The organism is Catenulispora pinisilvae, from assembly GCF_015356865.1.
GTDB lineage: Bacteria > Actinomycetota > Actinomycetes > Streptomycetales > Catenulisporaceae > Catenulispora > Catenulispora pinisilvae.
Map to the genome: position 1 here is coordinate 1 of NZ_JAAFZA010000269.1, position 13,192 is coordinate 13,192.

12 protein-coding genes are annotated in these 13,192 nt (G+C 70.7%); 8 read left to right on the forward strand and 4 right to left on the reverse strand.

Annotated features, from left to right (window positions below; all coding sequences use genetic code 11):
- The first annotated feature begins 156 nt into the window (after positions 1–156).
- On the forward strand, positions 157–1,005 hold the full coding sequence (locus IZR01_RS42070; RefSeq protein ID WP_194927090.1) for an NAD(P)H-binding protein: 849 nt from the start codon (positions 157–159) through the stop codon (positions 1,003–1,005).
- Positions 1,006–1,061: 56 nt separating this feature from the next.
- Here IZR01_RS42070 and IZR01_RS42075 read toward each other — a convergent pair whose 3' ends face one another.
- Positions 1,062–1,592, reverse strand: a complete 531-nt coding sequence (locus tag IZR01_RS42075) for a DUF7822 domain-containing protein (protein ID WP_228561204.1) — start codon at positions 1,590–1,592, stop codon at positions 1,062–1,064.
- Between the two features lie 237 nt (positions 1,593–1,829).
- On the opposite strand from IZR01_RS42075, the gene nagB reads away from it, so the two are divergent.
- The 3 genes from nagB (at position 1,830) to IZR01_RS42090 (ending at position 4,165) form a co-directional block, all read left to right on the forward strand.
- The gene (gene nagB / locus IZR01_RS42080; protein WP_194898189.1) at positions 1,830–2,612 is read left to right on the forward strand and encodes a glucosamine-6-phosphate deaminase; all 783 of its coding nucleotides are present in this window, start codon (positions 1,830–1,832) and stop codon (positions 2,610–2,612) included.
- A gap of 76 nt (positions 2,613–2,688) precedes the next feature.
- Entirely contained in the window at positions 2,689–3,288 is a 600-nt protein-coding gene (locus IZR01_RS42085) for a DUF2867 domain-containing protein (protein ID WP_194927092.1), read from the forward strand.
- 46 nt (positions 3,289–3,334) lie between these two features.
- Complete coding sequence (locus IZR01_RS42090) at positions 3,335–4,165, forward strand: SDR family NAD(P)-dependent oxidoreductase (protein WP_194927093.1); 831 nt, start codon at positions 3,335–3,337, stop codon at positions 4,163–4,165.
- 30 nt (positions 4,166–4,195) lie between these two features.
- Here IZR01_RS42090 and IZR01_RS42095 read toward each other — a convergent pair whose 3' ends face one another.
- Both IZR01_RS42095 and IZR01_RS42100 read right to left on the reverse strand, forming a co-directional pair.
- Positions 4,196–5,332: a hypothetical protein gene (locus tag IZR01_RS42095; protein ID WP_194898186.1), complete on the reverse strand. Its 1,137-nt coding sequence runs from the start codon at positions 5,330–5,332 to the stop codon at positions 4,196–4,198.
- A 49-nt stretch (positions 5,333–5,381) separates the two neighbouring features.
- Positions 5,382–6,656: a glucarate dehydratase family protein gene (locus IZR01_RS42100; protein WP_194927094.1), complete on the reverse strand. Its 1,275-nt coding sequence runs from the start codon at positions 6,654–6,656 to the stop codon at positions 5,382–5,384.
- A gap of 128 nt (positions 6,657–6,784) precedes the next feature.
- Between IZR01_RS42100 and IZR01_RS42105 the strand changes: the two genes are divergently transcribed.
- The 4 genes from IZR01_RS42105 to IZR01_RS42120 all read left to right on the forward strand — a co-directional run bounded on the left by IZR01_RS42105 (position 6,785) and on the right by IZR01_RS42120 (position 12,095).
- Complete coding sequence (locus tag IZR01_RS42105; RefSeq protein WP_194927095.1) at positions 6,785–7,585, forward strand: Cof-type HAD-IIB family hydrolase; 801 nt, start codon at positions 6,785–6,787, stop codon at positions 7,583–7,585.
- Positions 7,586–7,781: 196 nt separating this feature from the next.
- Positions 7,782–10,064: an MMPL family transporter gene (locus IZR01_RS42110; protein WP_194898183.1), complete on the forward strand. Its 2,283-nt coding sequence runs from the start codon at positions 7,782–7,784 to the stop codon at positions 10,062–10,064.
- Between the two features lie 4 nt (positions 10,065–10,068).
- Positions 10,069–11,418, forward strand: a complete 1,350-nt coding sequence (locus tag IZR01_RS53820; protein WP_194927096.1) for a sensor histidine kinase — start codon at positions 10,069–10,071, stop codon at positions 11,416–11,418.
- Complete coding sequence (locus IZR01_RS42120; RefSeq protein WP_194898181.1) at positions 11,415–12,095, forward strand: response regulator; 681 nt, start codon at positions 11,415–11,417, stop codon at positions 12,093–12,095. The genes IZR01_RS53820 and IZR01_RS42120 overlap by 4 nt, the downstream gene beginning before the upstream one ends.
- Before the next feature lie 7 nt (positions 12,096–12,102).
- Here the strand turns inward: IZR01_RS42120 and IZR01_RS42125 are convergent.
- Positions 12,103–13,192: lysylphosphatidylglycerol synthase transmembrane domain-containing protein (locus tag IZR01_RS42125; protein ID WP_194927097.1), on the reverse strand; the 1,090-nt coding region annotated here is incomplete at its 5' end.

Genomic DNA, 13,192 nt, shown 5'->3' on the forward strand with positions numbered 1-13,192 from the left:
GGGTCGGTCGGATCAGTCAGGTCGGTCGGGTCAGCTGATCCGCCACGGCCGCTCTTGGGATGGGTGGACACGCCGACACTTCTCCTTTTATCTTTGGGGTCAAAGATATTTTGTCTTGCAGGGCTTTCATCTCATGCTACCCAAAGGGGTCCAGCCATGACCGTCCTCGTCACCGGCGCGCGCGGCAACATCGGCAGCCGCGTCGTCACCCGCCTGCAAGCCGTCGGCCAGCAAATACGCGCCACGGCCCGCGACCTCGCCACACTGTCCGTCCCCGAAGGCGTCGAGACCGCGCGCCTCGATCTCACCGGTGAAGACCCCACCGCCTTCACCGAAGCGCTGAAGGACGTCGACACCGTCTTCCTCTACGCGACCCGCGCCAGCGCGGCGCCGTTCCTGAAAGCGGCCCACGCGGCCGGCGTGCGCCACGTCGTCTTCCTGTCGTCCCCGGCGTCCTACGAAGCCGCCGAGTTCCGGGGCCCGATCGGCCGGATCCACCGCGCGGCCGAACAGGATCTCGCCGCATCAGGCCTCGATCACACGATCCTGTATCCCAGCTGGCTGGCGACCAACGCCCGCCGCGACTGGGGCGCGGCGATCCGCGCGCGCCAGCCGGTGGAACTCCCCTATCCGGCCGCGCAGTGCGTCCCGATCCACCCGGATGACGTCGCCGAAGTGGCCGTCGACTTGCTCCTCCCGGACAACGCCACCCACCGCGGCCGCATGCAGGTCCTCACCGGGCCGGCATCGATGCGGCTGGACGAGGCGGTCGCGGCCATCGGCGCCGAGTTGGGACGCCCGATCCCGGTACGCGAGATCAGCCGCGAAGCCGCGCTCGCCCGACGCGAGCCCTGGATGGCCGCGGAGATCCTGGAATCACTGCTGGACAGCGCGGCGGCGGCCGTGGGCCGTCCCGCGCCGATCACGAACACCGTCGAGCGGATCACCGGCCGTCCGGCGCGGCCGCTGCGGACGTGGGCCGCGGAGAACCGCGCCGATTTCTAGAAAGCCGTTTTCTAAAGAGCAGGAATCAGCGCGTATCTAGTGGGAATCCAACGCATCTACTCGAACGAGTAATACAGCGTGTCGTCATAGAACGAGTTGAAGTTCTCCCGCCAACGTCCCCGCGCGATGGCCAGCCACTCCGCGTTCTCCCCGGCGATGGCGGCCTCGGCCTGGGCGGCGAGGAACGGGATGTGGTGCCCGACGAGCCGGTCGAGGGCCTCCGCGTGCGGCTCGTCGTCCATGTCCAGGATCTCGCCAGCTTCGAGCAGGAAGTACTTGGCGCGCTGTCTCGCCAACTGGGCCTTCGTTTTCTCGACCACCTTCCGGAAGTCCTGCTCGTCCTCGACTTCCTCCCCCACCAACCGCAGCAAGTCCACTAACAACGCGGCGCCGCGGTCGTAGTCCCCGGCCACGCCCATCCGCTGGTCCCAGATCATCGAGGGGACGGCGCGGGTGTCGAAGCTGACGAGGATCAGGTGCGCCAGCGGGATGCTCCAGTTGTGTTCGGAGATGCCCACGACCGGGTCCGGTCGGCCCTCGGCGCTGGGCAGCGTGTTCGCTGCGTAGAGGTGGGAACGGTTTGCCATGCCCGGGACCGTAACAGTGCGTGGCCATGCCGGGAAGGGCGCTTTGGCCGACATGTCACCGTCCGGCCCGCCACGGTTGGCCCGGTGGCCACATCCCGGCCGCGCACGGCGGGCGGGGCTCCGGTACGGTTGGTCTATACCAATACAGTGGCGCCGATGCAGTAGATCGCAGTGAATCGTTGTAGACCGCAGTAGACCGTTGTCCGATACCGCCGAGTGCCAGCCCCAGGGGTCGCCATGGAAGTCGTCATCGTCGCGGACGCCGCAGCTCAGGGCGAACTCGTCGCCTCGGCTGTGGCCGAGTTGATCGCCCGCAAGCCCGACGCGCTGTTCGGCGTCGCCACCGGCTCCTCACCGCTGCCGGTGTACCAGGCGCTGGCCACGAAGGTCGGCGCCGGGCAGGTGGACGTGAGCCGGCTGAAGGTGTGCCAGCTCGACGAGTACGTGGGCCTGCCGGCCGGGCACCCGGAGTCCTACCGCGAAGTCCTCAAGCGCGAGGTGCTGGCCCCGCTGGGGATCGGCGACGAGGCGTTCCTCGGCCCGGACGGCGGCGCCGAGGACCTGCCGGCCGCCTGCGCCGCCTACGAGCAGCGGCTCGCCGACGCCGGCGGGGTGGACCTGCAACTGCTGGGCATCGGCACCGACGGGCACATCGGCTTCAACGAGCCGGTCTCCTCGCTGGCCTCCCGCACCCGCATCAAGACCCTGACGGAGCGGACCCGGGTCGACAACGCCCGGTTCTTCAACGGCCTGGACGAGGTGCCGCGGCACGTCATCACCCAGGGCATCGGCACCATCTTGCAGGCCCGGCACCTGGTGCTGCTGGCCACCGGCGCGGGCAAGGCCGAGGCGGTCGCGGCGACCGTCGAGGGCCCGGTGTCCAGCCTGGTCCCGGCCTCCGCGCTCCAGATGCACCCGCACGCCACGGTGGTCGTGGACGAGGCCGCGGCCCAGCAACTGAAGCTGGCGGACTATTACAAGGCGACCTACGCTTCGAAGCCTGCGTGGCAGGGGATCTGAACCCGAGACGGATCCGGACCGGCTCGACCGGCTGAACCCGGCTGAACCCGGCGCCCGGCGGCGGAAAGGGACAGCGATGCAGCGGCTACCGAATGCGGCGCACGCCGCTCAGCCCTGGCTGATCCACGAGATCGCCGCCGACTTCCAGCTTGAGGACGTCTGGGCGCTGCCGAGCCCCGGCGGCGGCCCGGACGACTTCCCGCTGCTGCTGTCAACGATCGACGTGAGCTTGCAACCACAGGCTTCCGCGCCGACCCGGTTCCTGTTCTGGCTGCGCTTGAAGCTGGGTGCGCTGCTGCGCCTGGATCGGGGATCGAGCGGGCTCGGCGGCCGCGTTCCGTCGTTGCGGGAACGGCTGCCGGAGGAGCTGAAAGACGCCGCGCCTCCTTCTCAAGGCTCTGAGTTCTCGTTGCTCTACCAGCGCGACAACGAGCGCGCCACGGAGATCGCCAACCGCACCGTGCACGGAGTCCTGCACATCGGCTGGGTCCCCGACGGCCGGGGCGGCTGGCGCGGACAGCTGGCGGTCCTGGTGAAGCCGAACGGCCGGCTCGGCGCGCTCTACATGGCCGGTATCAGGCCTTTTCGTCACCTGATCGTCTATCCGGCGATCGGCCGGGCCTGGGAACGCCGGTGGCGGGAATTAAACGAGACGACCCGTCTCGACAAGAGGTAGGCTGGGACCCGCACCCTTTCAACCTGTCTGTTGAGGAGTCTGTGCCATGACTCATACCCGTATAACCCTCATCACCGGCGCCACCGACGGCCTCGGCCGCGCACTGGCGCACCGTCTGGCGGCCGACGGCGACACCGTCCTGCTCCACGGCCGCGACCAGGCCCGCCTGGACGCCACCGCCGACGCGATCCGCGACGAACACGGCGTCGCACGGCCCGCGACCTTCCGCGCCGATCTGGCCGAGCTGGCGCAGGTCCGCGAACTCGCGGCGGCCGTGCGCGGAGCCACCGACCGGCTGGACGTGTTGGTGAGCAACGCCGGCATCGGCGGCGGCGAGCCGGACGGCCAGGACCGGCGCGAGAGCAAGGACGGCTACGAGCTGCGCTTCGCGGTGAACTACCTGGCCGGGTTCCTGCTGACGCAGGAGTTGCTGCCGCTGTTGCGCGCGTCCGCACCGGCGCGGGTGGTGAACGTCGCCTCGCTCGGACAGCAGGACATCGACTTCGACGATGTGATGCTGGAGCACGGCTACGACGGGGCGCGCGCCTATTGCCAGAGCAAGCTGGCGCAGATCTCGTCGACGGTGGAGTTGGCGCAGCGGGTGCCCGCGTCCGAGGTGACGTTCAACAGCCTGCACCCGGCGACGTTCATGCCGACGAAGATGGTGCTCGAATCGCGCGGATACAGCCTCGACAGCCTGGAGACCGGGCTCGATGCGACGTGGCGGCTGGTGACGGATCCGAAGCTGGCCGGGGTCAGCGGGCGGTTCTATGACCGGCAGCGGGAGGCGAAGGCTCTGGGACAGGCCTATGACCAGAAGGCTCGGGCCGAGTTGTATCGGCTGAGCCTGAAGCTGGTCGGGCTGCCGGAAGAGTAGCAGCGAACAACAGCCAGCAAGCAGCCGAAGCTAGCGCGCGGCCTTGTGGAAAGCGGAGACCGCGCGCCGCATCGCGTCCAGGTCGGCGTTCGAAGCGATTCCCGAGTGATAGATACGGATTCCGCTCGCGCCGGCCTCGCGCATCGCAACGGCCTGCGAAACGAGCGCTTCGTGGTCCGCTCCCATCCCGCGGACTCCGAGCAGGCCCGCGTTGACCGAAGCGTCGTGCCCCAGCGAGCGCGTGACGCTGTCCGTCGACCCGTTCCAGCAGTTCACCACGACACCGGTGTCCTTGGGCAGCGTCGCCACATCGACCCCGGTGAAAGCGGTCGAGCGCCGCGGGTCGGGGTTCGCGTGGAACAGGATCGGGAAGTCGGGTTCGCGCTGGGTACGCACTTCCCGCACCATCGCCCCGCGCAGCCGGTTCGCCACCCGCGTCCGCATCCCCAGCACCGCGGCGGCCAGGTCGGCCTCCGGCAGTCCCAGGGCGGCCGGTTCGGCGGCGGCGAACCGGGAATCCAGCCGCGCGCTGACCGCGGCGCGCAGTCGCGCCGGGTCGATGCCAGAGGCCTGATACTCGTCGAGGCAGGCGTCGCAGAAACAGAGCGAGAGCAGGAACAACTCGTCCTCGGACAGCGGGATGCCCGCCACCTTGTCGTGCTCGTGCAGGTGGTCGAAGCCGTACCAGCCGGCCGCCTCGAACTCGACACCCGCGATGTCCGACCGGGCCGCGACCACGGCCGCGAGCCCGACGGCGTATTCGAGGGCTGCTTCGTGCGAGGGACACAGGGCCCACGGATACACGTCGCCGTAGGCGTTCATGACGTGCGGCGCGTCGAAGCCGTCGACGTGATCGACCACGACCCACGCGTGGGTCGGCACCCCGGCCGCGGCCAGTGCCGAGGCCGTGGCCCCGAACGCGTCGTCGGCGTCCACCCAGGTCTGCGCCGGCGGCAGCACCTGTTCCCAGGCGTCGCCGACCGGCAGGTAGGAGGCGCTGGTCTCGGCGACTACCACCCGGTGCCAGGGATGCCGTGGCGTGAAGGCCCGGGTCGCGTGGTAGAACGCTGCGACAACGGCGTGGTCCACCCCGAGTCCGGCGATCGTCTCGGCCGCCGAATCGTCCCCCACCACGTCCCACGGATACACATACGTCGCCGCGTTCATCGTGCCCCTCCGGCTGTCGCCCTGGCGTCTCATCAGAACCGCGGCGTCATCAGAACCGCGGCCGCTTCCCGGTCCACTCCGGCCGCACCCGCTGCATCCAGCCCACATCGTCGCGCCGCCGGACCCCGCAGGTGAGGTACTGCTCGTGCAGCCGCGCGACCGCGTCCCGGTCCAGCTCCACCCCGAGCCCGGGGCCCTGGGGCAGCCTCAGCGCGCCGTCGGTGAACCTCAGCCCGCCGCCCAGCACCACGTCCTCGTCCTCCGCCTTCCACGGCGTGTGGGTGTCGAGGGCGTAGGTCAGGTTCGGGGTCGCGGCGGCGATGTGCGCCATGGCCGCGAGGCTGACGCCGAGGTGGGTGTTGGAGTGCATCGACAGCCCGAGACCGAAGGTGTCGCACAGCGCCGCGAGGTTCTGCGTCGCGCGCAAGCCGCCCCAGAAGTGGTGGTCGGACAGGATCACCTGGACCGCGTCCAGGCGGATCGACTCCGGGATGTCGGCGAAGCTGGTGACGCACATGTTGGTGGCCAGCGGCAGGTCGGTCTTCGCCGCGACCTCGGCCATCCCGGGGATGCCCGGGGTCGGGTCCTCCAGGTACTCCAACTCGCCTTCCAGCGCCGCGGCCACGCGGTGGCTGGTCTCCACGGTCCAGTTGGCGTTCGGATCCAGGCGCACCGGGCGGTCGGGGAAGGCCCGGCGCAGCGCCTTGACCGCCTCGATCTCTTCCTCGGGCGCGAAGACTCCGCCCTTGAGCTTGAGCGAGCCGAAGCCGTACTTGTCGACCATCCGGCGGGCCTGCGCCACGATGCCGTCCGGGTCGAGCGCCTCGCCCCACGGGTCCACGTCGAAGTCGCCGGGGTGCTCGGCCCACTTGTAGAAGAGGTAGGCGCTGAAGTCGATTCGTTCCCGGACCGCGCCGCCGAGCAGGTCGACGACCCGGCGGCCGGTCGCCTTGCCCTGGGCGTCGAAGCAGGCCACCTCGAAGGCCGCGAATGCCTGCGCGACGGTCTTGTCGTGGCTGGCGGCGCCGATCAACTCGGTCGGCGAGGACGCCTCGGCGCCGCCGACCGCGGTCGCGACCCGGCGGCCGATCCCGTTGAGGTCGAAGACGTCGGCGCCGATCACCGCGTCCGCGGACTGGCGCAGCAGGGCCAAGGTGGCGTCGTCGCCGTAGGCCTCGTTGATGCCGACGATGCCGGCGTCGGTGCGCACCTCGATGATGGAGCGCAGGGCGTAGGGCTCGTGGACGCCGGAGGAGTTGAGCAGCGGCGGATCCTTCAGCGCGACCGGGGTGATATCGACAGCCACGATCTTCAAGTCGGTCACGCCAGACCTCCACCTTTGCTTTCACATCCATGAACAAAGACCATGAATATGAATCTGCTCGACCTCGTGAAACGTAGTAGCCGGTACGGGACCGCGTCAAGGCGCCACGACCCGCGACAATGACGACCATGACACAGCTGCCGTCGCTCATAGCGTGCGACCTCGACGGGACCCTGGTGCGCCACGATGGGACCGTCTCCCCGCGCACCGTCGCCGCTTTCGTGGCCCTGGAGGACAAAGGCGTTCCTTTCGTCTTCGTCACCGGACGCCCGCCGCGCCTGATGGGCCAGATCGCCGACGCCTTCGGCGGCCACGGCCTCGCGGTCTGCTCCAACGGGGCGTTCGACTACGACCTGCGCGCCCGCGCGGTCGTCGCCGAGTACGGCATCGACCCCTGGACCCTGGAGAAGGTGGTGCGCGGGCTGCGCGAGGCGATCCCGGGCATCGGGCTGGCCGTGGAGTACGCCGACTGGCTCGCGGCCGATCCCGACTACGAACCCGGCGACTGGGATCGCGACCTCGTCGTGCAGCGCCTCGCCGAAGCCGATCTGTGGCGCCGGCCGGCGCCGAAGCTGGTCGGCCGGCACCCGACGCTGTCCGCCGACGAGTTGCTGGCGCTGGCCCAACCCGCGGTCGGGGACCTGGTCACGGTCTTCCACTCCAACGGCGTGCGCCTGGTCGAGGCGGTGGCGCCGGGCATCAGTAAGGCCGACGGCCTGGCCCGGCACGCCTCGCGCCTCGGGGTGGCCGCCGAGGACGTGATCGCGTTCGGGGACATGCCGAACGATCTGTCCATGTTCGGCTGGGCCGGGCGCGCCTACGCGGTCGCCAACGCGCATCCGAGCCTGATCGCGGTCGCCGACGATGTGATCGGGTCGGTACAAGAGGACGGGGTCGCGAGGTTCCTGGAGTCCTTGCTCCGGACCTGAAACGCCGCGCCCCGGACATGATCGATCAGCAGCCTGTGACCACCCGATGACGGCCCTGCTCCCCAGGTAGTAGGCCCGGGCTCCGCGTACTGCGACCGCAGCAGCACAAGTGTCTGCGGCTGCCAGACGCCCCGCACCACCCCTTCCCGGCACCGTATAACCGCACGCTACATGTCGAAGAAGGCCGGGAGCCCTGATGTCCGCCATTGCCCGTTGGTGCCACCGGCACCGTCTGCTCACCGTCGTCGTCTGGCTGGCGCTGATCGTCGGCCTCGGGGCCCTGACCGGCTCGGCCGGCACCAAGTACAACGACACGATGTCGATCCCGGCCTCGGAGTCCAGCCAGGCGATGGACCTGCTGAAGCAGACGATGCCGGCCTCGGCCGGGGACAGCGACCAAGTGGTGTGGCACACCACCGGCGGCGCCAAGGTCACCGATCCGGACGTGCAGCAGAGCATGACCGGCGCGCTGAACCAGATCGCCACCTCGCCCGGGGTCGCCGGGGTCACCAGCCCCTACACCGGGCCGCGCGGTGCGACACAGATCAGCAAGGACGGGACCACCGCCTACGCGAGCGTCAACTTCGCGCAGGAGGCGCACGACATCCCGAACGCCGAGATCGTGCACGTCATCGACGTCGCGCAGGGCGCCCGGAACAGTCATCTGCAGGTGGAACTCGGCGGGCAGGCGATCAGCCAGGCCGACCGCACGATGGGCGGCGCCGCGGACCTGATCGGCGTGATCGCCGCGCTGATCGTGCTGGGCCTGGTGTTCCGGGCCGTCGGCGCGGCCGTCATGCCGATCCTCACCGGCGTGACCGGCGTCGTGACCGGGATCCTGGGCACCGGCCAGCTCTCGCATCTGTTCTCCATCAGCTCCACCGCGCCCACCCTGGCCACGTTGGTAGGCCTGGGCGTCGGCATCGACTACGCACTGTTCATCGTCAACCGGCATCGCAAGGGCCTGATGTCCGGACTGTCGGTGGAGGACTCGGTCGCCAAGGCGCTGAACACCTCCGGGCGTGCGGTGTTGTTCGCCGGCGGGACCGTGGTCATCGCCCTGCTGGGGATGTTCGCCCTCGGCCTGAGCTTCCTCAACGGCATGGCGATCGGCGCGGCGGTGACCGTGTCCATGACTGTGCTCGCGGCCATCACGCTGCTGCCGGCGATGCTGAGCTTCCTGAAGCTGCGCGTGCTGAGCAAGAAGCAGCGGCGGGAACTGGCCGCGCGACAGGCCGGGGTCGGCGTGCTGGTCCCCTACGCCCGCGCCCCGCGGCGCCGCTCGGCCGGTCCGGACGGGGAGCGCGGGACCGTGTTCACCCGCTGGGCGGCCAAGGTCCAGGCCCGGCCGCTGGGCAAGGCGCTGCTGGCGATCGCGGTCATGGCGATGGTCGCGGTGCCGTTCTTCTCCATCCGGCTGGGTAACTCCGACGCCGGCAACGACCCCAAGTCCACGACTACGCGCCAGGCCTACGACCTGCTCGCCAACGGCTTCGGCAAGGGCTTCAACGGCCCGCTGATGCTGGTCGCGCAGACCCCGGCGGCCGGGGACCAGCAGGCGCTGACCAAGCTGGTCCAGGAGATCAAGACGGTGCCCGAGGTGGCGGCCGTCCAGGCCCGGCCCGAACAGCCCGGCCAGGCCATCGGCGTGGTGCAGGTCATCCCGACCACCTCGCCGCAGGACCAGGGCACCACGGATCTGATCAACAACCTGCGGCACGACGTGATCCCCAAGGCCGAGGCCGGGACCACGCTGCACGTCATGGTCTCCGGGTCGACCGCGATCAGCAACGACTTCAGCGACACCCTGACCAGCAAGCTGCCGTTGTTCGTGGCGATCATCGTGGGGCTGGGCTGCGTGCTGATGATGCTGGCCTTCCGCAGCCTGCTGGTCCCGCTGATCGGCGTGGCGATGAACCTGCTGACCATGGGCGTGGCGTTCGGGGCGCTGGTCGCGGTGTTCCAGTGGGGCTGGGGCTCGGAGGCGCTGGGCGCCGGTGGTGCCGGGCCGGTCGAGGCGTTCGTCCCGGTGATCGTGATCAGCATCTTGTTCGGGCTGTCGATGGACTACCAGGTGTTCCTGATCAGCCGGATGCACGAGGAGTGGTCGCACAGCAAGGACAACAGCCGCTCGGTCCGGGTCGGACACGGCGAGACCGGCCAGGTGATCGTGGCCGCCGGCATCATCATGGCCTGCGTGTTCGGCGCCTTCCTGTTCAACGGCCAGCGGGTGATCGCGGAGTTCGGCCTGGCGCTGGCCGTGGCGATCCTGCTGGACGTGCTGATGCTGCGGCTGATCCTGGTGCCGGCGCTGATGCACCGGTTCGGGCGGGCCAACTGGTGGCTGCCGAAGTGGCTGGACAAGGTGCTGCCGCACATGTCGGTGGAGGGCGAGCCGGAGCCGGTCCCCGGCGCCGCCCCGCCTTCCGGGCCCCATGACGAGCCCGAGCTGGCCTACTCGAATCACCGCATACCCTGAGACGGTGACTCTCGTGGACCGGCTCAGACAGTGGACCTGTCCCGGCACAGCTAGCCGGGACGTGGTGACGACGACCGCGTACCTGGTCATGCTGTCCCCGGTCCTGTGCGTCGGCGCGCTGCACCGGCAGGTCAGCGCGCCGATGGTGGCCGGCCTGCTGATCGTCGGGGCGCTGCCGCTGCTGGTGCGGCACCGATCGCCGATCGGCGCGGTGGTCGGCACCGGGGCCGTGACGGTCTTCGCGATGGCGCTGCTCGGCATGCCGGACAACCTGCCGCCGACCGCCTGCGCGATCGCGCTGTTCTCCTTCGCCAAGCGCTCGGACCGGCGGACCACGGTGCGGGTCGGCATCGCCGTGGCGGTGACGCTCACCACACTGGCCTTGATCCTGCGGCCCGGCATGGACGCCCTGGCCGAGAACCTGGGCCTGGTGGCGTGGACCGGGCTGGCGGTGGCGATCGGCGACGCGACGCGCAGCCGCCGGGAGCTGATCGACTCGGCGATCGAGCGGGCCGAGCGCGCCGAGCACACCAAGGAGGACGAGGCGCGCCGCCGGGTCACCGAGGAGCGGATGCGGATCGCCCGCGAGTTGCACGACGTGGTCGCGCACCACATCACGCTGGTCAACGCGCAGGCCGGGGTCGCGCACCACTTGATGAAGACCGATCCCTCGCACGCCTACGAGGCGCTGGAGCGGATCCGGGACACCTCGCGGTCGGCGTTGGACGAGCTGCGCGCGACGGTCGGGCTGCTGCGGGCCGGCGATGAGACCTCCACGCCGCGCGAGCCCGCGCCGGGGCTGGGAGATCTGGCGGCGTTGGTCGAGGCGTTCGAGCACGCGGGGTTGAACGTGGAGATGACCGGTGCGGGCACCGCCGCCGAGCTGTCGTTGCCGGCGCTGACCGGGCTGACGGCGTACCGGATCGTGCAGGAGGCGTTGACGAACACGCACAAGCACGCCGGGCAGCTGGCGGTGGCGCGGGTGTCGGTGGCGGTGGCCGTGGACGCGGTGCGGATCCGGGTGGACGACGACGGCGGACGCGGGCCGGCGCGGTCCGGGATGGGGACCGGGCACGGGATGATCGGAATGCAGGAGCGGGTGAAGGCGGTGGGCGGGACGTTCGCGGCGGGGCCGCGGGCCGGCGGCGGGTTCCGGGTCGAGGCGGAGTTGCCGCTGCTGGCTCGGACGGGCGCGGGTCCGGTGCGGCGGGTTGAGCGGGGCGCCGGCGCTGGTGCTTCGGGTGCGGGAACTGGTGCTTCGGCCGCGGGGGCTTCGGGCGCTGGTGCCGCGGCTGCTGGTGCCGCGGGTGCGGCTGCCGGTGCCGCGGGTCTCGCGGCGGAGGCCATCGCATGAGCACGCCGCCGATCCGCGTCCTGCTGGCCGACGACCAGGCGCTGCTGCGCGGCACGTTCCGGCTGCTGATCGATTCGATCCCGGACCTGGAGGTGGTCGGGGAGGCGGGCAACGGCCGTGAGGCGGTGAAACTCGCCGAGGAGCTGCGTCCGGACCTGGTGCTGATGGACATCCGGATGCCCGTGCTCGACGGGCTGCAGGCCACTGAGCTGATCGCGGCCGACCCGGAGCTGGCCGGTGTCAAAGTCCTGATTCTCACGACGTTCGAGCAGGACGAGTACGTCGCCGAGGCGCTGCGCGCCGGGGCCGGCGGGTTCCTCGGCAAGGGCGTGGATCCCGAGGAGCTGCTTCGGGCGATCCGCACGGTCGCCGGCGGCGAGTCGCTGCTCTCCCCGGCCGCGACCCGGGCGCTGATCGCCCGGTTCCTGGCTCAGCCCGCTGACACGCCGATCGTCAGCGCCCGGCTGGGCGCGCTCACCGCGCGCGAGTTGGAGGTGGTGACGCTGGTCGCCGCCGGACTGTCGAACGAGGACATCGCCGGCCGGTTGTTCGTCACGCCGCTGACCGCCAAGACGCACGTCAATCGGGCGATGACCAAGCTCGGGGCGCGCGATCGCGCGCAGGTCGTGGTGATCGCCTACGAATCCGGGCTGGTACGGCCCGGCTTCGGGCACTGATCCGCCGCTACAACGCCCCGCGCTTTTGCAACGCGGTGAACGCGAACCAGCCCGGGATCACCGGCAGCCACCAGGTCAGCAGCCGGAAGACGATGACCGACGTCGCGGCGACCGCCGAGGGCACCCCGGCCGCGGTCAGACCGGCGGTGAGCACGGCCTCGACGCCGCCGATGCCGCCGGGCGTCGGGACCAGCGAGCCGACGGCCTTGGCCACCAGGTAGGCCACGCCCATCGCGGCCAGGTTCACATCACTGCCGCTGACCGCGTTCACCGAGGCCCACAGACACAGGCTGGCCGCCATCGGCAGCCCCACCGCGCCGCCGAAGGCCTGGACCAGCTTGCGCGGGGAGCGGGCGACCTGGAGCAGCTCCGGGCCGATGTCGGTGACCAGCGGCTTGACCCGGCTCAGCACGAGCGCCCGCAGCCGCGGGATCGCGGCGATCAGCAGGCCGATCACGGCCAGCGCGATGACCACGCCGGTGACCGTCGCCGAGGGCGTGATCGCCGACAGCCCGCCGGACTCCTTCTGGTGGCTCCCGGCGAAGGCGCTGAACAGCAGCAACAGGACCAGGTAGCAGGCGAAGCCGATGACCTGCGAGACCCCGACGGCGGTCACGGCGCGCGCCACCGGGATGCCGGCGCGTTGCAGATAGCGGGTGTTGACGGCCAGGCCGCCGACCGCCGCGGGCGCGACCAGGCCGGCGAAGGCGGCGGCGACCTGCGCGGTGATGGTCCGGCCGACCGGGACGCGCTCCTTCACGCAGCCGAGGAGGTTGAAGGCGGCGGCGACGTAGGTCAGGCCGGAGGCGACGACGGCGCCGACCACCCAGCCCCAGGCCTGCCAGGTGTTGAGTTTAGGCATCTGGAAGCCGGTGAGCTGGGTGGCGAGCAGGTAGAAGGCGACGGCGCCGCCGACCACGCTCAGGACGGTGCGGGGGCGGACCCGTTCCAGGCTGACCGGTTGGACGTCGTCGGCCTCGGGGTGCAGGGCGACGATGCGGTCGCGGATGGCGCTGACGACGTCGGCCCGGCCGGCGGTGGGGCGGGCTTCGGCGGGGTGATCCGCGGTGGATTGGGCAGCGTGGTCGGCGGTGGGG

What these genes read in the sequence shown, in the direction of transcription:
- IZR01_RS42110 (WP_194898183.1), top strand. Translation starts at nt 7,782, where the DNA reads ATGTCCGCCATTGCCCGTTGGTGCCACCGGCACCGTCTGCTCACCGTC.
- IZR01_RS42120 (WP_194898181.1), top strand. Translation starts at nt 11,415, where the DNA reads ATGAGCACGCCGCCGATCCGCGTCCTGCTGGCCGACGACCAGGCGCTG.
- IZR01_RS42075 (WP_228561204.1), bottom strand. Translation starts at nt 1,592, where the DNA reads ATGGCAAACCGTTCCCACCTCTACGCAGCGAACACGCTGCCCAGCGCC.
- nagB (WP_194898189.1), top strand. Translation starts at nt 1,830, where the DNA reads ATGGAAGTCGTCATCGTCGCGGACGCCGCAGCTCAGGGCGAACTCGTC.
- IZR01_RS42095 (WP_194898186.1), bottom strand. Translation starts at nt 5,332, where the DNA reads ATGAACGCGGCGACGTATGTGTATCCGTGGGACGTGGTGGGGGACGAT.
- IZR01_RS42085 (WP_194927092.1), top strand. Translation starts at nt 2,689, where the DNA reads ATGCAGCGGCTACCGAATGCGGCGCACGCCGCTCAGCCCTGGCTGATC.
- IZR01_RS42105 (WP_194927095.1), top strand. Translation starts at nt 6,785, where the DNA reads ATGACACAGCTGCCGTCGCTCATAGCGTGCGACCTCGACGGGACCCTG.
- IZR01_RS42090 (WP_194927093.1), top strand. Translation starts at nt 3,335, where the DNA reads ATGACTCATACCCGTATAACCCTCATCACCGGCGCCACCGACGGCCTC.
- IZR01_RS42070 (WP_194927090.1), top strand. Translation starts at nt 157, where the DNA reads ATGACCGTCCTCGTCACCGGCGCGCGCGGCAACATCGGCAGCCGCGTC.